This is a genomic window from Nonomuraea sp. NPDC049646 (assembly GCF_044465525.1).
Classification (GTDB): Bacteria; Actinomycetota; Actinomycetes; order Streptosporangiales; family Streptosporangiaceae; genus Nonomuraea.
On the sequence record NZ_JBITLU010000001.1, the window covers coordinates 835,713 to 853,275 of the forward strand.

Consider the following 17,563-nt stretch of genomic DNA (forward strand, 5'->3'; position numbering starts at 1 on the left):
GCCGCATGGGGATGGTGGGAGCGCGGTTCGTCGGCCGTGCGCGGCGCGACACCTTGGACCGCGCCGCAGTTCGCCCCCGGAACGACACCTCGCACGTCGCCGCGTGACGTGCGACGGAACTGCGCAGACAGGCGGGTTGGTGCTGACGTGGATCGAGGCGACGGCGCGCGGAGCGGGCGGCGACAGCCCCCTCCCCGCCGCGGGGATCTCGTTGATCCACTCGCGGACTCCCTCGCCGCGCTCTTTCCAGCCCGGACGGCCAGACCTTGGCCAGCGGCGGAGGCGACCAGGTGATCAGACTGTGGAACATGGACCTGGGCCAGGACATCAAGCGCATCTGCGCCGTCACCTGGAACACCCCCACGGCCGACGAATGGCGGCGCCACATCGACAGCTCCCTGACCTTCCCCGCACCCTGCTGGCCCATGCCGGCCGCTGCGGCGGATCGCCACCGGTGGCATGGGCCGCGCCCGGTCAGGCGGGCGTGAGTGGCCGGCTTAGCCTCGGCCTAACCTTCGACAGACCCGCGGACGAGCTGCGTCCGGCTCGGACGCATCAGCCACACGGCGGCGGCGAGCGTGAGCACCCAGCCGGTCACTTCGATGAGCAGGTGATCCGTTGCGGCGGGGACGGACTGCAGCAGGTACACCCGGACGCTGTTGATCGCGCCGTGCGTCAGGACCGCGGGCCAGACACTCCCCGACCGCCACCGAAGTGCGAGCAACAGCGGCGCCCATGGCAGCATGCCCGCGAAGTAGACGACGATGTCCCAGGTCGACCGATCGCCGATGACGGCGAGGACCGGCAGGTGCCAGACGATCCAGACCAGACCGCTGACCAGGGCCAGCCGCCAGAATCCCCATGCCGCGGCGCGCGTCGCCAGCCAGCCGCGCCAGCCGAACTCCTCGCCGATGGCGAAGGCCGACTGCATGAGGAAGACCGGAGCGATCCAGATGGTCGCCGCGGAGATCTCGTCCAGCGGGTTGAGCTGCCAGATCCCGAATGCCAGTGCGATGGCGGTCTGGATCGCGGCGATGGCGGCGATGAGGCCGATGCCGACGCCGGCCCACTTGGGGGTGCCGCGCCACCTGACGGCGAACGTCTCCCGGAACGTTCCGGGTCGTCGGGCGAGCCACATGATGATCGCCGCGAGCAGCGGGGTCAGTTGCAGGATCGGCGTGATCAGGTTGTAGACGTCCGTCGGGACGAGCCGGAAGACCATCGGGACGGACAGCGCGAAACACAGCAGGACGGCGATCGTGAAGAACCACGTGACGTCGACAGCAGCTGATCTGGAGCGCGTGGCGGACGCGGTCATGATGACCTCGCTTCGTGCGGGCGCGAGGATGCAGCTCGCCGAGTGGTCCCGGCACAGGCCGGGGCTGTCCGGCCGGCGAGCATGACGACGTTGGGAGGTTTGAGACGTAGGAAACGCACGAACTCGAAGGTAGGGCGGGCGGAATCGTCCGGCCTCACCCCCAGGGGTGAACCAGGTACCGCCCGTCAGGATGGAATCCGCCTGCCGGCCGGGGCTTCGGCGGTCAGCCGGGGTGGCGGTCCAGCAGGCCGGCGAAGGCGGCTGCCGCGTTGTCGGCGCGGGCCGGGTCCGCGGCCACCATGCGGTCGAGTGCCAGGCCGTCGAGTGTGGCGAGGATGAGGTCGGCGAGCGGCTCGGCCTCGTCCGCCGGGATGCCCAGGGCGAGGAGGCCGCTTCGCAGCGGCTCGCGCCACGGCCCGCGCAGCTGTTCGACGGCGGCCCTCCAGCGTTCGGGTTCCTTGGCTGCGAGGACGGAAAGGTCGAGATAGAGCCGGGTGGTCCGCGTGCCGCTCGGGTGCGCGAGGCTGGACCACACATGCCTGACGAGGTCGGCGACGCTGCGCACCGCCTCGCCGGGCGGTTCGGCCGCCGCGGCCAGCCGCTGCTGCGCGAGTTCGAGGGCGGCGCCGACAAGCCGTTCCTTGCTGCCGAAGTGGTAGATCAGCATGCGGTCGCTGGTGTTGAGGGCGTTGGCCAGCGGACGCAGCGACAACCCGATGAGACCGTGTTCGAGCACGTAGTCCAGCACCTGCTCGGCCAGCTCGGCACGACGATCCATGGCTCGACCGTAGCAGCCTGCCCCGCGGATGTAGCGCATGCTACATCCGCATGAACGACTCCTGCGCCTCCGCCGCGCAGGCCATCCTGCGCAGCACGGCGGTCGGCCACTTCCTGAACCCCGAGACCATGACGGCCGAGCCCACGACCATGTTCACGCTGCCCGACACCTGGGGACCGGCCGGCGGCACGCCGATCGGCACCGTCGCCGACCTGCTCGCCTTCGGGCGCACCCACCTCGCGGGTGGGGTGTCGCCTTCCGGCGCGCGCGTGCTGTCGGCCGAGTCGACCGCGCTCATGCAGCAGGTCTCGTACGACATGGCGTCCCCGAACACCCCGCCGATGGGCCTGGGCTGGGTGCTGTACCCGTTCGGCGAGACCACCGTCCTGGCCATGTCCGGCGCGTCGCCCGGCGGCGTGTCCATCCTGTGCGTCCTGCCCGAGCACGACCTGGTCCTCACGGCCTTCGGCAACAGCCCGGGGGCGATCATGCTGCAGGACCAGCTCCTGCAGTGGCTGCTGAGCGAGCATCTCGGCGTCCGGATCCCGGCTCTGATCACCGGGGCGGAGGAGGTGGACCTCACCCCGTACGTGGGCACGTACCGCTCCAACCAGCTCCGCATCGAGGTCAGCATCGCCGACGGCCAGTTGGAGGAGCGGACGACCTACGAACCGGCGGACGAGACGCAGGAACGCATCTTCACCGAGTTCGCCGGCGGCACGACCTCGGCCCCGCCGCAGCGCTACGTGCCCATCCGTCCGGGCCTCTTCGCGCCCGCCGGTTACCCGCTGGAGACGTTCGACGGATACCTGCGGCTGCTGCTCGTCTCCTACCACGACGTCCGCGACGGCCAGGCGCGCTTCCGCAACGGCGGCGGCCGCCTGACCCGCCGGGTCTGATCACTGCCCGCCGAAGTGGAAGGATGTCCAGCATGCTCACGATCGGCCAGCTCGCGGACTACGCCGGAGTGACCGTCAAAGCCATCCGGCACTACCACGAGCGCGGTCTGCTCGCCGAGCCCGACCGCGACTCCTCCGGTTATCGGCGCTACGCCGCCGAAGACGCCATCGATCTCGTCAAGATCCGGACCCTGGCCCATGCGGGCGTGCCGCTGGCCCGCGTCAAGGATCTTCTCGACGCCGACCCGGACGCGCTCGCGGCGGCCATCGCCGAGATCGACCACGACCTCGAAGACCGCATCGCGCAGCTGCTGCGAACCCGCGATCAACTCGCCCAGCTGCGCGGCGGCGACCGGCTCTTCGTCTCCCCGGAGGTCGCCGACCACCTCGACGATCTGCGCCGGCTCGGCGTGAGCGAGCGCCAGACAAGCCTGGAGCGCGGCGGCTGGATCCTCATGCAGACCGCCTCCCCCGAGGACGCCTCCTTGTGGATCGCCGAAAAGCGCGAGCTCATGGCTGATCCCGAGTTCCGCGCCCTCTACCTCGAACACGACGCCGCCTACGACTGGGCCGCGGACGATCCCCGCCTTCCCGTCCTCGCGGACCGGACCCGGAAGTGGTTCGCCGGCCACCACAGCTGCTCGGAGACCAGCCGCGTCCCCGACCCCGCCATCGCCCGGCTGGCCGCGCAATCCCAGCCCGGCGCCTCGTCCCCCGCCTGGGACCGCCTCACCCAGCTCATGAACGGCTGACCCGTGCCAGGAAGACGAGCTCTCTTCCTGGCCGATCAGGCGCGCTCTGCCGCGTTACCGCAGAGCTGCCTCGGCGGCGGTTTTCAGGTCATTGAGCCAGGTTTCAAGGCCCATGTCGGACTTGGGGTCGGCTTGCGGGCCGGTGTGGCTTTCCTCGGTCCGTACGAGGACGCCGCCGCGGACCTTGACGAAGTTCCAGACGTGGACGCCGTCGATGTGGAAGCCGGGACCGTCGGCCGGTCCGGTCCAGCGCATGCACGTGCCGTACTGGAGCTGCCGGACCACGGAGGTGATGACCACCGTGCCGGGCGGGGCCGGCGGGTCGGCGGGCAGGTGGACGGTCGCCTGGAACCGGGAGTTCCTGCGCAGCGGGCCGGCGTCCAGGCGCTTCACGGTCATGGGAGCGGCAGGCTTCTGCCATGAGGGCCAGGCTTCGACATCGGCCTGGAGGTTCCAGATCGTGCGCAGCGGCGCCTGGATGAAGATCTCACTCCGGTGGCGGGCCTCGGCAGCCGGGTCGACGCCCTTCCCCTGGCAGGTCAGCGAGGAACCAGGCAAGCCATGGGCGATGGCGGCGGCCTGGGCCGGTAAGGCGGCGATGGCCAGCGGGAGCGCAACCATGACAGCGCGCGCACTGACCCGGCGGCGAGAGATCGAACGACCGAGGAACATGACGCCTCCACAAGGAAGTTACATAGACTCTTGTTAGTTAGAGGCTATAACGCAAGTTTCAAGGCGTCAACGGAACCCGTCGCCGACCTGCCGGTCACCTGCCCTGATCAGGTGCGGACGTGAGGGCGGCGACGGTCAGCGTCAGGCGCCGGGTCAGCACCTCGGTGGCGGTGTCGGCATCACGGGACAGCGCCGCCTCCTCCGGGCGGCGGTGCTCCGCGGCGCCGTCGCGGCCGGGCGTGCGCCGCGCCGACCAGCGGCGGGCCGGCTCACCCGCCGTCCACAGCCGGTCGAACGCGTCCAGCGGCACGGGGTTGCCGCACCCGTCCAGCAGCGTCCGGTGGAAGACGCGGTGCGCCTCCGACCACGCGCCGGTGTAGTACTCGCCCTCCTCGGGCACGTACGGCGACGGGCGGGCCAGGCGGTGGTGGGCCGCCCGCGCCCGCGCCTCCCGGTCGAGGTCACCACGCTCGATCGCCAGGCGCAGCATGACCGGCTCGACCGTCCGGCGGGCCTCCGCGATCTGCTGCCACCGCCGGTCGGAGAAGTCGGGGACGGCGAACCCCGGTTGGGCAGCCGCACCGCGATGCCCTCGCCCACCAGCTGCACCAGGGCCTCGCGCACGACGGCCAGGCTCACCTCGTGCCGCTGGGCCGGATCCCGCCACCTCCATGAAGGAACAGACGTGAACAACCCCTTTGCCCGCCTCCCCCACGTGCCGCCCTTCACCGTCACCAGCACCACGCTCGCCGACGGCGCCCGCCGGCCGGCCGAGGAGATGTCCGCCGGCCTCCCGGGAGGCAAGGACGTCTCGCCGCACCTGTCGCGGAGCGGCGCTCCCGAGGGGACGAAGAGCTACGCCGTCACGGCGTACGACCCGGACGCGCCGACCCCCTCCGACGGCGCCCGCTCCCTGCGGCCGCGCATCTCGCGGGTCCGTACGGGCGTCGGTCTCGCCCGTCAGGCCCCCCGGGGCGGCCTGATCGGATGCGCTCCGGCCTTCGCGGCGGCGATGGCGGCCGCCGCGGCCTGTTCGGCGACGGTCTCGTCGATGGGTTCGTGGCTGACGAGCATCCGGTAGTAGAACGGCGCGCCGACCGATCGGATCACCTGGACCGGGTCGGTGTCGGGCGGGAGGTCGCCGCGTTCGATGGCGTGCCGCACCGACTCGGCGGCCATGTCGTTGCGGGTCTCGAAGAAGTCGTGCAGGGCCTGCGCCGCCCGCGGGTCGAGCACGGCCGCGCTGATCAGCCCGAGCATCGCCGGACGCCAGACCGGGTCGCTGTAGAAGCGGTGGATGCCGACCGCGAGCCCGCGCAGGTCCACCTCCAGCGACCCGGTGTCCAGGAGCGGCACCTCGGAGACGGTCAGGTCGGCGATGAGCTCGACCAGCAGGCCCACCGGATCGCGCCAGCGCCGGTACACGGTGCTCTTGGCGACGCCCGCGATGTCGGCCACGCGTTCCATGCTCAGGTCCGCGTACCCGTGGGCCTCCAGTTCGGCGCGGGTGGCGGCCAGGACGGCGGCGCGCACCCGTTCGGTACGCCCGCGCGGTCGCATCGTCCCCGGTGCCGGGCGGTCCTCGGACAAGGCAGGCTCCTCTGCTCGCGTGATTGCCGTCCTCCGAGAAGCAAGTCTAACGCAACCACGGTTTCCTTTAACCGTTGAAATGAGCAACTAAGAAAACCGGGGTTGTACTAGTGCGGTCGCGCGGCTACTTTGAGAGCGAGTTAACGAGATCCCAGTTTTGTTTATGTCGCCTCTCGTGAGGAGGGCACCCATCGTGTCCCAGACCGCCATCCGCAGGTACACCGGCCTGTTCGGCCTGGTCGCAAGCATCCTGATCGTCGTCCAGGTCCCGCTGTACTTCATCTACGAGACCCCGCCCGACTGGGACGTCCTGACCCGCAGCCTGCTCGGCATCACCGGCTGCACGGTCTACGTCGTCCACTTCCTCGGGCTCGGCGAGCTCATCCGCCACGTCGGCCCGTCCTACCGCTGGCTCGCCGGCGTCGTCCAGAGCGCCGGCCTGCTGTGGGTGGCCATGGTGTTCGTCCCGCAGTCCATGGAGGTGGGCGCGGCGATCACGGTGGGCCACGACATCGACACCACCACACAAGGACCCTTCGCCGGCGCCCAGTACCTCATGCAGGGGGCCGTCTCCAGGCTCCTCATGGGCCTCTTCCTGATCGCCCTGGGGATCGCGGTGTCCCGGCTCGGCCTGCTGCCGCGCTGGGTGGCGCGCTCGGCCCACGTCCTCGCCGCGATCAACCTCGCCTTCCTGCCCGCCGTGTACTTCGGCGACGACGCCGCCGACTTCTACAGCGCGCAGGGCTGGGGCACCACCGCCAGCATGGGCGCCCTGTGGAGCGTGTGGACCCTCGCCGTCAGCATCAGCCTCCTGCGCAGCGCCCGCCACGCTGCTGACCCCGCACACGACCGCGGCCCGGCCGTCGCGGCCGGTGCGATCGGCTCTCCGGCCTCCTGAGCCGGGACTCCCCCATCCCCCCACTTCGAGGAATTCCATGAGAAACGTCCTTGGAGCGCCCGTGACCGTGCTCGCCTGCCTGGTCACCGCGCTCGCCACAGCTCCACCCGCGACGGCCGCGAGCCACCGCCGGGCCGGTGCGGATCCGGCGGTGGTCCGCATCGAGACGGGCCTCGTCCGGGGCGCGCTGCACGCGAAATACCGCCTCTTCCAGGGCATCCCGTACGCGGCGCCGCCTGTGGGCGCGCTGAGATGGGGATCGCCGCGACCCGCCGCCGCGTGGACGGGGGTGCGCGCCGCGACCCGCCCCGGCCCCGCGTGCGCCCAGGTCATGGACTTCATCGGCGACAAGCCGAGCACCGCCGAGGACTGCCTGTACCTCAACGTCACCACGCCGCGGCACGCCGCCGCGAAGCTGCCCGTCATGGTGTGGATCCACGGTGGCGGCTTCCTGGGCGGCTCCGGAGCGATCTACGGCGCCGAACGGCTGGCCACCGAGGGCGACGTCATGGTGGTGACGTTCAACTACCGCCTCAACGCGCTCGGCTTCCTGGCGCACCCCGCGCTGAACGGCGGTCCGGCCCGGCACGGGTCCGGCAACTTCGGGATCGAGGACCAGCAGGCGGTGCTGCGCTGGGTGCGGGCGAACGCGGCGTCGTTCGGCGGCGATCCGCGCAACGTCACCCTGTTCGGGGAGTCCGCCGGCGGGATGTCGAGCTGCGTCCACCTGACCGCCCCGGGATCGCGGGGGCTGTTCCAGCGCGTCATCCTGCAGAGCGGGCCGTGCACCCTGCGCTGGCCGTGGGCGCCCAGCACGGCCGGACCGGACGCGGAGACCTGGCGTCCCAAGCCGCGGGCGCAGGCCGAGCGGCAGGCCGTCGAGATCGCCGCCGCGGCCGGCTGCGCCGACCCGGGCACGGCGGCCGCCTGCCTGCGGGCCAAGCCGGTGTCCGTCCTGCTGAAGGCAGTCGGCCCGCGCGGGCTCGCGCCGGCCTACGGCGCCGGGGTGCTCCCCCAGGATCCGGTACGCCTGCTCAGGTCCGGCGAGTTCGCGAAGGTGCCGGTCATGCACGGCATCACCCGGGACGAGCACGTCACCTTCCAGGTCGGCTTCGACGCCGAGGCGGGCGGCCCGATCGCCGCCAAGGACTACCCCGGCGTGCTCGGCACGTTCCTGGGCCTGGACGGCAAGCGGACCGCCAAGGTGATCCGCCGCTACCCGCTGAGCGACTACAAGGGCTCGACGAGCTGGGCGATGGCGAGCACGCTCACCGACTGGGCCTGGGCCTGCCCCGCGGTCGAGACGAACCGGCTGCTCGGCCGGCACGTGCCCACCTACGCCTACGAATTTTCGGACCGGACGGCCCCCTGGTTCAAGGAGGCTCCCCCGCAGCGCTATCCGACGGGCGCCTACCACGCCGGGGAGCTCCAGTACCTGTTCTCCCGCGCGTACGCCGGCCGTGACCTGTCGCCGGAGCAGCGGCGGCTCTCCGACGACATGATCGGCTACTGGACCCGCTTCGCCCGCACCGGCGACCCCAACGGCGACCGGGCGACCCGCTGGCCGCCCTACGACCCGTCCGGAGGTCAGGTGCTGTCGCTCGCCCCGGGCCCGGACGGGATCGGCGAGGTGAACCTCGGCCGCGAGCACCGCTGCGACTTCTGGAAGCCGCTCACCTGACGCGTCCGTGACACCGGGCGCGCGATCACCGGCCGCCTGAGAGCACGCCCGCCGGCCTGCGCGGATGGCTACGGGCCGTGGTGGACGAGTGCCGCCCACAGGTCCGGCCTGTCCGGGTGGGTGCGGCGCAGGTCGCGCATGACGCGATGCAGCACGCGGGCGGCGTCGTCCGCGGCCGGTCCGGGCAGCTCGCGGTAGAACGCGCGGGCCACCGCCGCGGCCGTCGCGTCGTCGAGCAGCCACAGACTGCCGACGACATGGCGGAAGCCGACCAGCTGGAACGCGGACGCGAGATGGATCGACTCGTTGGCGTGGAAGATCCCGCTGAAGGCGGTCGAACAGGCCGACAGGTAGGCCAGTTCGGCCTGGTCCAGGGCCAGTGCGGCGATGGCCCCGACGGGCAGCAGGTCGTCGTGCAGGACGAGGCCGCCGAACGACGGCTTCTCGACGTCGGTGGCCGCGTGGCAGGCGAAATGGGCCCAGGTGCGGCCGGGCAGCTCGGCCAGCACCCGGCCGGTCGTGGCGTGCTCGTCCACGAGAAGGACGCCGGGGTGGCGCCGGTGCAGGGCCTTCGCCTCCTCGGCCGTACCGCTGAGGGCGGGCAGCTCAAGTGATCGGGTGACCGCGACGGTGAGCTGGCGGCGTGCCGTGGCCGGCGTGCGCGACCTGGCCAGGGCGAGCGCGCGGAGCGTCGGCGCGTAGGAGGACACCACGTGGCCGGGAAGGGCCGCGTGCAGGGGGAGGACGCCGAGCATGCCGACGGGCAGCCACCAGACCCGGTCCACGCCGGGCAGGGCCGCTGCGATCGGCCCGGCGATGGTGGCCGACAGCCACTCCAGGGTCTCCTTGACCACCCTCTGCATGCGCAGCGCGCCGGTCAGCGTGCCGTCCGCGGACGCCTGCATGGCGATGACCAGTTCGGCCACGTGCCGCGCCACGTCGTCCCAGGTGAGGCCGGGCAGCGTGACCGGGACGAGGTCGTCGGCGGTGATGATGATCGCATCGCTGCGGGTGCGTGCCGCGTTGACCAGCACCGCCGCGCCGCCCTCCGTCGCGGCGCGCAGTTCGTCCAGGTCCGGGAGGGCGAGGAAGCGGGGTGCCCCGCGCCGGATCTCCTCGATCAGGTCGTCGTACTCGGCCCACAGCCGCGTGCGGTCGTCGACCAGTTCGGTGGTGAGCACCATCACGCCGCCGGGATGCACCTGTGACGTCGTGCGAAGCCTGTCGCGGACGTCCCGGAAGCGCGCGGCGAGCCCGGGTTCGCGGGCCTCCAGTTCGGCGAGGTCGGCGTGCAGGTCGGCCTCTTCGGCCAGCAGGACGCCTCTGCCCTGTTCCGCCACGGCGACGGCCCCCGCCGGGTCGCCCGCGGCCAGGTGGGCGGCGACGGCCTCGCCCACCAGGTGCGTGTACTCGCCGGCCCGCTCTTCCTGGTCGACGCGGGAGTTGCGCCTGGAGACCGCGGCGGGCAGCAGCGCGATCGCCGCGTCGTACAGATCGGCGGCGAGCGACGGCTCCCCGAGGTCGGCGGCCAGTGCGGCCAGCCGGGTGAAGGCGTGGACGTTGTGGCCGGGCACCGAGCGGACGGCGCCGCGGGCCCGCTCGGCGAGGCGCCGCAGCTCGTCCACCGTCATCGGGGGTGAGCCGGCGGCGCGGCGTGCCGAGTGGACGTCGGTGGTCACGGAGATGATCCCGGCGGTGGCGGGGTGGCCGTCCGGCAGCCGCTGGAGGGCGTTGCGGGCGAGTTCTCCCGCATGTTCGAGGTCCGCGGCGTCGCCGTCGCGCTCGTACCGCCACAAGTAGCCGTGGGCGAGGTCCGCCAGTTGCTTGGCCAGGTCCGCGCCGCCGGACGCCAGCGCGAGCGCCTGTTCGCCGGCCTCGATCGCGCGATCCAGCATCCCCGGATCCCCGCCGTGCTCGTGACGCCGGGCCAGTACGGCGGCGAGCTGCCTGAGGTAGATCACCCGCTCGGGGTGATCGGCGGGCACCGACGCCAGGCTCTCCTCCGACAGCTCGATGGCCCGGTCGAGGCTCGCCACGTCACCCAGCCGCCGGTGGCGCTGGAGCAACGCGATGCTGAGGTTGTTCAGCCGTCCCGGCCGGTCGGGATCGTCCGGCCGGGTGGCCTCGACCGACGCCTCGCTCAGCGTGATCATCCGGAGCAGGTCGGTCAGCCCGCCGTCCCTCAGGTACCGCAGCTGGTACCCGATGCCCAGGTAGGAGACCGCGACCGGCAGCACCGGATGATCCTTCGGCGCGGTGTCCACGACGTGATCCCCCAGCCGGATCGCCTCGTCCAGATCCGCCACCTCGCCACGCAGCTCGTACCGCTGCTCGTAGACCGCGACCAGATTGGCGGCCGCCGCGAACCACTCGCCGCTCTGCTCGCTCACCAGGCTCAGCGCCTCCTCCGTGGCCGAGGCCGCGGCATCGAGATCGCCGGGATCGCCCTGGCGCTGGTAGCGCTCGCGGCAGGCGACGCCGAGGTTCATCAGCAGCAGCGGCAGCCCCGGGCTGCCGGACGGCGTCCCGGCCGCCGCCTGGGCGAGCAGCGTGATGACGACGGTCAGGTACGACGGTTCGGACGTGGTGTGCGCCTCGGCGAGCATGGCCGCCGCCGTCCCGGCCTGGACGTCGGGGTCGGCGCCGGGCCCGATCAGCGTCCGCAGCAGCTCGGGGACCGCGCGGGGGATGTGCGCGACCGGTGTCAGGTGGAAGACGGCCTGGGACAGCTCGAAGTTCGACTCGGTGGCCACCCAGCGGGCGTGGAAGAGCCATCCGATGGCGATATGCGCCTTGAACAGCCGTCTGCGCTCCGAGCCGGTCATCTCCGAGGGCGGCCGCCGCACCGCGCCGTGCCACAGCCGCAGCGCGTCCGCGAGAGCGTCCTCGCCGAGCACGGTCCGCCCGTCACCGGTACGTTCGTAGGCCGCCAGGCGGCGGCGGATCCGGCGGGCGATCAGATAGAGCCGGAAGCCGTGCGGCGCACCGAAGATCCCCACCTCAGCGTCCTTTCCGTGCCACAGCGGTGACCCGGCTGCCCTCCTCGACGGTGAGCGGCCCGGCCCGGCCCTCCTCGGCCACGCCCAGGGCCACCGCGAGCGTACGGCCGTGCAGGTCAACGACGGACTCGACGAGCGACGCCAGTTCGGCCACGGCGGCGCGGGCGCGTACCCAGCCGGCGGCGCCGACCACGATCGCGACCAGGGCGGCCGGCCACCACACGAAGGCGAGGGCGGCCAGGGGCCACGACCAGCTCGCGACGGCGACCGCCGTGGCCAGCGCGGTGCCGGCGTTCCCGAGATCGGCACGCGCGGCCTCCGGCAGCACCATCCAGAGCCTCGGCCAGACGAAGGGCAGGTCGAGGCCGTAGCGGTCGCGTGCGACCGCCTCCGCACCGTGGATCCGGTCTCCCAGCCAGGTCGGCCGCCCCGGCTCGGCCAGGGCCATCCGGTTGACCCTGGCCGCCGCCTGGTCGATCCGCTCCTGCTGATCAGGGGTCCTGGTCTCGGCGGGGTGGGCCCGGGTGAGCGTGCGGCGTCGTGTCAGCAGCGCGTGCCAGCGGTCGCGCCTTCGCCGTACGAGCGTGGTCCGCAGGCCGCCGAACGGCCACGGCCACCGGCCCAGCCACACCGTCCGCGTCACCCCGGCCATCGCCTGCACCAGCAGCCCGGCCGCGCCGGTCGCCACCAGGACCGCGACCAGCAGGCCCACCTGACCGCCCGCGGGCCGCCGGGCGAACCATTCGGAGAACGCGACCATCTCCCTCGCCGCCAGCTCCACGTCGAGGGCGTGGGCATGCCCCAGCCGGACGCCGAGCGCCGCGACGGCGACGAACAGCACGCCGGGAAGCAGCAGCAGCGAGACCCAGCGCTCGGCGAGCTTCTTGGCCAGCTCGGCGAAGAAGTCTCCCACGACCGCTACCCGGGCCGCATCGGCGTGCCGGTCACCCGGCACACCGGGATCGGCCCGCCGGGCAGGGGGGTCTCCAGCCGGTCGCACGCGCCGTCCGGGCAGCCGAACCGCTCCTCGTGCGCCCGGCCGTCGCCGCCGCCCGGCAACGCGCTGCCGAGGGCGCGCAGGGCGCCGGAGCCGTCGCCGCCGAGCAGTTGCCCCAGCATGGGGATGATCGGCCGCCGCGCGCGGGCCGCGGCCTCGATGGCTGCGAGCAGCCGCCGGTGGCGCTCGGACTGGCGCGCGCATTCGGCACGCAACTCCGGCAGTTCGCCGCACAACACGGTCAGCGCGAGACGTTCGGCGTCGTCCATCGCCTCGATAGTCTCAGCCCGTGACGGCGGCATCAAGGCGGGACGGGCCCTCGGCAAGGCCGAGGACGCGCAGGGCGTTCTCCTTGTAGATGAGCGGCTTGGCCTCGTCCTTGACGTCCAGGGCGGCGAAGTCGGCCATCCAGCGGTCGGGGGTGAGGACGGGGTAGTCGGAGCCGAACAGGACCTTGTGCCGCAGCGGCCCGGCGGCCTGGCGGACGAGCTGCGGCGGGAAGTACTTCGGCGACCAGCCGGACAGGTCGAGGTAGACGTTGGACTTGTGCCCGGCGATGGACAGGGAGGCGTCCACCCAGGGGACGGACGGGTGCGCGAGGATCATGGTGAGCCCGGGGAAGTCGGCGGCGACGTCGTCGAGCAGCATCGGGTCGGAGTGGCGGAGCTTGATGCCGCGCCCGCCGGGCAGGCCGGCCCCGATGCCGGTCTGGCCGGTGTGGAACAGCGCGACGCTTCCCAGCTCCTCCAGCGCCCGCCAGAGCGGGTAGCAGGCGGGGTCGTTGGGGGCGAAGCCCTGCAGGCTCGGGTGGAACTTGAAGCCGAGCACGCCGAAATCCTGTGCGAGCCGCCGGGCCTGGACGACGGCGGCCGGGCCGCGGCGCGGGTCCACGGAGCCGAAGGGGATGAGGACGTCGGCGTGCTCGGCCGCCTGCCGGGCGATCTCCTCGCTGGACAGGGCCGGGTGGCCGAGCTCGGTGGAGGCGTCGACGGTGAAGACCACCGCGGCCATGTTCCGCCGCCGGTAGTAGGCGGCGACGCGGTCGATCGTCGGGGTGCGGTCCTGGCCGGCCTTGAAGTATCTGGCCGACGCCTCCATCAGCTCGGCGTCGAGGGAGAGGCGGCCGTGGTGGTCGGCCTCGATGTGGACGTGGACGTCCAGGGCCGCGATGGCGTCCGGGTCGATGCGCGGGGTGTAGATCATTTCTCCTTCTCGGCGGGTCAGGGAAGGGCGTGGTGCCGGCGCTTGGCCTGCAGCAGGGCGACGAGCAGCGCGTCGCGGTCGGCCGCCATGGCTGCCTGGTCGATGCCGTCGAGCTCGGCGCGCACGCCGTCGACGAGCAGGGCGGCGAGTTCGGGCGTGAGCCGCGGCGTGCCGAGGTCGTCCATCCAGGTCTGGGCGGGCGGGCCGAGGTGGCGCAGGGTGTGCGCCATCCCGCCGGGCCCGCCCGAAAGGTGCTGGTTGACCAGCGGGCCGAGCAGCGCCCACCGCAGGCCGGGGCCGTGCGCGATGACGGCGTCGATGTCGGCGACGCTCGCGACCCCCCGCTCCACCAGCGAGTACGCCTCCCGCCACAGGGCAGCCTGGAGCCGGTTGGCGAGGTGCCCGGGAACCTCGCGCCGCACGAGCACCGGCCGCTTGCCGACGGCGCGGTAGAAGTCCATCGTCTGCTGGGTGGCGGCGGGGCCGGTGCGCTCGCCGGGCACGACCTCCACCAGCGGGATCAGGTGGGCGGGGTTGAAGGGATGTCCGACGAGCACCCTTTCGGGATGCGCGGGGCACATCTCCTGCAGGCGGCTGGGCACCAGGCCCGAGGAGCTGCTGGCGATCGGTGTGCCGGCCGGGGCCGCCTCGTCCAGCGTGGCCAGCAGCGCGTGCTTGAGGTCGGCGCCCTCGGGCCCGCTCTCCTGGACGAACCGCGCTCCGGCGACGGCGTCACCGGCGGTCGCGGTGAAGGCCAGCCGGTCGCGGGAGGCGCCGTCTGCGAGGCCGAGCCGGGTGAGCGCGGGCCAGGCCAGGTCGATGGCGGCCCGCAGCCGTTCTTCGGCGTCCGGGGCGGGGTCGAAGGCGGTGACGTCGAGGCCGCGGGCCAGGAACAGCGCCGCCCATCCGGCGCCGATGACGCCCGTGCCGATGACGGCGACCGGCTGGCCCGCCGGGCCGGTCACGCCCGCCTCGCGCGGTCGCGGGCGACGGCGGTGAACGCGTCGAGCGCTGCCGGGTCCATGAGGGAGCCGGCCGAGGCGACCTCGTCGGCCGCGGCGCCCAGCAGGATCTTCTTGACGGGCACTTCGAGCTTCTTGCCGGTCCGTCCGTAGGGCACCAAGGGGACGGCCATGACGGCGTCGGGCACGTGCCGCGGGGACAGTGTGGCGCGGATGTGCGCGAGCAGGCGGGTGCGTAACGCGTCGTCCAGGGCGAGTCCGCCGGCGAGGACGACGAACAGGATCAGCTCCCCCATGCCGCCGTCGTCGCTCTCCAGGTGGACGACGAGGCTGTCGGTGACCTCTTCGACGTCCTGCAGGGCCCGGTAGAACTCGGCGGTGCCCAGCCGGACGCCGCCGCGGTTGAGCGTGGCATCCGATCGGCCGGTGATGACGCAGGAGCCGTGGGCGGAGAAACGGCACCAGTCGCCGAAGCGGAAGGCGCCGGGATAGCGGCTGAAGTAGGTGTCGCGCATCCGGCGGCCGTCGTCGTCGCCCCACAGGCGTACCGGCATCGAGGGCATCGGCGCGGTGATGACGAGCTCGCCGACGTCGCCGACCACCACGTCGCCGCGCTCGTCGAACGCCTTGGCGTCCACCCCGAGGCTCGGCCCGGACATCTCCCCCTCCCACACGGGCTGCAGAGGCGATCCCTGGACGAGACCGGTGCACACGTCGGTGCCGCCGCTGCCGACGTTCAGCAGGACGGCGGGGCCGAGCTGCTCGGCCGCCCACCGGAAGCCCTCGGCGGGGAAGGGGCTGCCGGCCACGCCGAGCTGCCGCAGCCGGGACAGGTCGAACTCCTCGCCCGGCCGCACCCCCTCCTTGCGGCAGGCCATCAGGTAGCCGGGGCTGGCGCCCATGAGGGTGGCGCCGGTCTCCTGCGCGAGCCGCCACTGCGCGCGCAGGTCGGGGTGGAGCGGGTTGCCGTCGATCATCACGATCGACGAGCGCACGAGAAGCGCCGAGACCAGCGTGTTCCACATCATCCACGCCGTCGTGGTGAACCACAGCAGCCGGTCGCCGGGACCCAGGTCCCAGTGGAAGGCGTGGTTCTTCAGGTGTTCCAGCAGGATGCCGCCGTGGCCGTGCACGATGGCCTTCGGCTTGCCGGTGGTGCCGGAGGAGAACAGCACGTACAGCGGGTGGTCGAACGGCACGGGCTCGAACCGCAGCGCCTCGTCGCCGGGCGCGGCGAGCTCCGCCCAGGGAAGGGCGTCGCGCAGGCCGAGCCCGCCGTACGGGACGTGCACGACGTGCTCCAGCGAGGGGATGCCGTCCCGGATGGCCTGGACCTGCTCGCGCCGGTCGATCTGCTTGTCCCCGTAGGTGTAGCCCGCCACCGCGAGCAGGACGGCCGGCTCGATCTGGCCGAACCGGTCCACCACGGCGGGGGCGGCGAACTCCGGGGCGCAGCTCGCCCAGACGCCGCCGAGGCTCGCCGTGGCCAGGAACGCGATCAGCGTCTCCGGGCAGTTGGGCAGGTAGGCGACCACCCGGGTGCCGCGCCGCACGCCGAGCCGCCGCAGGCCGGCCCGGACGCGCCGGACCTGCTCGGCGAGCTCGGCGAAGGTGAGCTCGACGCGTGGCCGCGTCTGGGAATGGCCGACGACCGCGACCTGGCCGGCGTCCTGGGGCGTGCCGAGGCAGTGCTCGGCGTAGTTCAGGGTCGCTCCAGGGAACCAGCGGGCGCCGGGCATGCCCGGTTCGGCCAGGACGGTGTCGTAGGGCGTGTGGGCCTTGATCTCGAAGTAGTCCCACACCGCCGCCCAGAAGTCCTCGACGCCGGTGACCGACCAGTGCCGCAGCTCGTCCCAGGTGGGTACGGTCACGCCGCGCTCGCGGGCGAGCCAGCCGATGAAGCCGGTGGCGTGCGCCCTGGCGATCTGCTCGGGGCCGGGGACGTACAGCGGCTCCGCCGGGGGGAGGGCGGCGCTCATCGGGCGGCTCCCGGACGGCCGACCTTGGCGGCCCGGCCGTCGAGGAAGTCCTGTATCCGGGCCTTGGCCTCCGTGCTGCTCTGCGCCACGGCCGACATGAGGGATTCCAGCAGCAGCCCCGTCTCGGGATCGGCGTCGGCGATGCGCGGCAGGGCGTGCAGGACGGCGTAGTTGGCGATCGGCGAGTTCCCGATGACCCGCCCGGCCAGGGCGAGGGCCTCGGTGACCCCGCCGCCCTCGGCCACCCGGTAGTCGACCAGGCCGCGGGCCTCGCCCTCCGCGGCCGTCAGGACCCTTCCGGTGAGCATCATGTCGATCATCGGCTGGGTTCCGATGAGCCGGGAGACCCGGACCGAGGCGCCGCCGCCCACGAAGAGCCCCCGGCTGCCCTCGGGGAAGGCGAAGAACGCCGACTCCTCGGCGACGCGCAGGTGCGCGGCGGCCGCCAGTTCCAGGCCGCCGCCGATGACGGCGCCCTTCAGGACCGCGATCACCGGCAGGACACCGTGGTCGATGCGGCTCATCGCCTCGTGCCACCCGCGCGAGTGGTGCAGGCCGCCGACGGCGTCCCGTACGGTGAGCTCGCCCAGGTCGAGCCCGGCGGAGAAGTGCGCGCCCTCGGCGGCGAGCACCGCGGCCTTGGCCCACGCGGGCGGGGCGGCGAAGAAGGCGCCGAGCCCGGCGATCGTGGCCTCGTCCAGCGCGTTGCGTTTGGCCGGCCGGTTCAGCGACAGCACCGCGACGTCCCCGTGGCGCTCCAGCGCCAGTGATGGGGGCAGGTCAGGGCAGGGAGGGGTCACAGGCTCTCCAATTGACAGGAATCCTGATGAAGAAG

At 72.8% G+C, this 17,563-nt stretch carries 17 protein-coding genes and 1 pseudogene; 6 read left to right on the forward strand and 12 right to left on the reverse strand.

The genetic code is table 11. From position 1 onward, the window contains the following. Window positions 1–290 precede the first annotated feature (290 nt). Complete coding sequence (locus ACIBQ8_RS03755; protein WP_397168808.1) at window positions 291–488, forward strand: hypothetical protein; 198 nt, start codon at window positions 291–293, stop codon at window positions 486–488. Window positions 489–508: 20 nt separating this feature from the next. Here the strand turns inward: ACIBQ8_RS03755 and ACIBQ8_RS03760 are convergent, their stop codons facing one another. Further along, entirely contained in the window at window positions 509–1,318 is an 810-nt protein-coding gene (locus ACIBQ8_RS03760; RefSeq protein ID WP_397168809.1) for a lysostaphin resistance A-like protein, read from the reverse strand. Between the two features lie 223 nt (window positions 1,319–1,541). Next, a complete protein-coding gene (locus ACIBQ8_RS03765; RefSeq protein WP_397168810.1) occupies window positions 1,542–2,096 on the reverse strand; it encodes a hypothetical protein in 555 nt (184 codons plus the stop codon). 50 nt (window positions 2,097–2,146) lie between these two features. Between ACIBQ8_RS03765 and ACIBQ8_RS03770 the strand changes: the two genes are divergently transcribed. Further along, window positions 2,147–2,995, forward strand: a complete 849-nt coding sequence (locus ACIBQ8_RS03770) for a hypothetical protein (RefSeq protein WP_397190966.1) — start codon at window positions 2,147–2,149, stop codon at window positions 2,993–2,995. A gap of 32 nt (window positions 2,996–3,027) precedes the next feature. Beyond that, a complete protein-coding gene (locus ACIBQ8_RS03775) occupies window positions 3,028–3,747 on the forward strand; it encodes a MerR family transcriptional regulator (RefSeq protein WP_397190967.1) in 720 nt (239 codons plus the stop codon). Window positions 3,748–3,801: 54 nt separating this feature from the next. On the opposite strand, the gene ACIBQ8_RS03780 is transcribed toward ACIBQ8_RS03775, so the two are convergent. Together ACIBQ8_RS03780 and ACIBQ8_RS03785 are read right to left on the reverse strand one after the other, a co-directional pair. Then, on the reverse strand, window positions 3,802–4,419 hold the full coding sequence (locus tag ACIBQ8_RS03780; RefSeq protein WP_397190968.1) for a polyketide cyclase /reductase: 618 nt from the start codon (window positions 4,417–4,419) through the stop codon (window positions 3,802–3,804). A 94-nt stretch (window positions 4,420–4,513) separates the two neighbouring features. After that, a complete protein-coding gene (locus tag ACIBQ8_RS03785; protein ID WP_397190969.1) occupies window positions 4,514–5,092 on the reverse strand; it encodes an FCD domain-containing protein in 579 nt (192 codons plus the stop codon). 105 nt (window positions 5,093–5,197) lie between these two features. Between ACIBQ8_RS03785 and ACIBQ8_RS03790 the strand changes: the two are divergent. After that, window positions 5,198–5,305, forward strand: a pseudogene (locus ACIBQ8_RS03790) (hypothetical protein); the annotation flags it as partial. Window positions 5,306–5,379: 74 nt separating this feature from the next. On the opposite strand, the gene ACIBQ8_RS03795 reads toward ACIBQ8_RS03790, so the two are convergent. Then, the gene (locus ACIBQ8_RS03795) at window positions 5,380–6,009 is read right to left on the reverse strand and encodes a TetR/AcrR family transcriptional regulator (RefSeq protein WP_397168820.1); all 630 of its coding nucleotides are present in this window, start codon (window positions 6,007–6,009) and stop codon (window positions 5,380–5,382) included. 193 nt (window positions 6,010–6,202) lie between these two features. Between ACIBQ8_RS03795 and ACIBQ8_RS03800 the strand changes: the two genes are divergently transcribed. Further along, the gene (locus ACIBQ8_RS03800; RefSeq protein ID WP_397190970.1) at window positions 6,203–6,907 is read left to right on the forward strand and encodes a hypothetical protein; all 705 of its coding nucleotides are present in this window, start codon (window positions 6,203–6,205) and stop codon (window positions 6,905–6,907) included. Between the two features lie 37 nt (window positions 6,908–6,944). After that, window positions 6,945–8,588: a carboxylesterase/lipase family protein gene (locus tag ACIBQ8_RS03805; protein WP_397190971.1), complete on the forward strand. Its 1,644-nt coding sequence runs from the start codon at window positions 6,945–6,947 to the stop codon at window positions 8,586–8,588. A gap of 68 nt (window positions 8,589–8,656) precedes the next feature. On the opposite strand, the gene ACIBQ8_RS03810 is transcribed toward ACIBQ8_RS03805, so the two are convergent. The 7 genes from ACIBQ8_RS03810 to ACIBQ8_RS03840 are packed head-to-tail and all read right to left on the reverse strand — an operon-like array spanning window position 8,657 to window position 17,528. Continuing rightward, complete coding sequence (locus ACIBQ8_RS03810) at window positions 8,657–11,587, reverse strand: CHAT domain-containing protein (RefSeq protein ID WP_397190972.1); 2,931 nt, start codon at window positions 11,585–11,587, stop codon at window positions 8,657–8,659. 1 nt (window position 11,588) lies between these two features. Continuing rightward, window positions 11,589–12,500 carry a hypothetical protein gene (locus ACIBQ8_RS03815; RefSeq protein ID WP_397190973.1) on the reverse strand — a complete coding sequence of 304 codons (912 nt, stop codon included), beginning with the start codon at window positions 12,498–12,500 and terminating at the stop codon, window positions 11,589–11,591. A 5-nt stretch (window positions 12,501–12,505) separates the two neighbouring features. Continuing rightward, window positions 12,506–12,853, reverse strand: coding sequence for a hypothetical protein (locus ACIBQ8_RS03820; protein WP_397190974.1), 348 nt, complete (start codon window positions 12,851–12,853; stop codon window positions 12,506–12,508). A gap of 13 nt (window positions 12,854–12,866) precedes the next feature. Further along, window positions 12,867–13,787: an amidohydrolase family protein gene (locus ACIBQ8_RS03825; RefSeq protein WP_397190975.1), complete on the reverse strand. Its 921-nt coding sequence runs from the start codon at window positions 13,785–13,787 to the stop codon at window positions 12,867–12,869. Window positions 13,788–13,804: 17 nt separating this feature from the next. Beyond that, a complete protein-coding gene (locus tag ACIBQ8_RS03830; protein ID WP_397190976.1) occupies window positions 13,805–14,752 on the reverse strand; it encodes a 3-hydroxyacyl-CoA dehydrogenase NAD-binding domain-containing protein in 948 nt (315 codons plus the stop codon). Beyond that, window positions 14,749–16,728, reverse strand: a complete 1,980-nt coding sequence (locus ACIBQ8_RS03835) for an acetoacetate--CoA ligase (protein WP_397190977.1) — start codon at window positions 16,726–16,728, stop codon at window positions 14,749–14,751. The genes ACIBQ8_RS03830 and ACIBQ8_RS03835 overlap by 4 nt, the downstream gene beginning before the upstream one ends. Continuing rightward, entirely contained in the window at window positions 16,725–17,528 is an 804-nt protein-coding gene (locus ACIBQ8_RS03840) for a crotonase/enoyl-CoA hydratase family protein (RefSeq protein ID WP_397190978.1), read from the reverse strand. The genes ACIBQ8_RS03835 and ACIBQ8_RS03840 overlap by 4 nt, the downstream gene beginning before the upstream one ends. Between the last annotated feature and the right edge of the window lie 35 nt (window positions 17,529–17,563).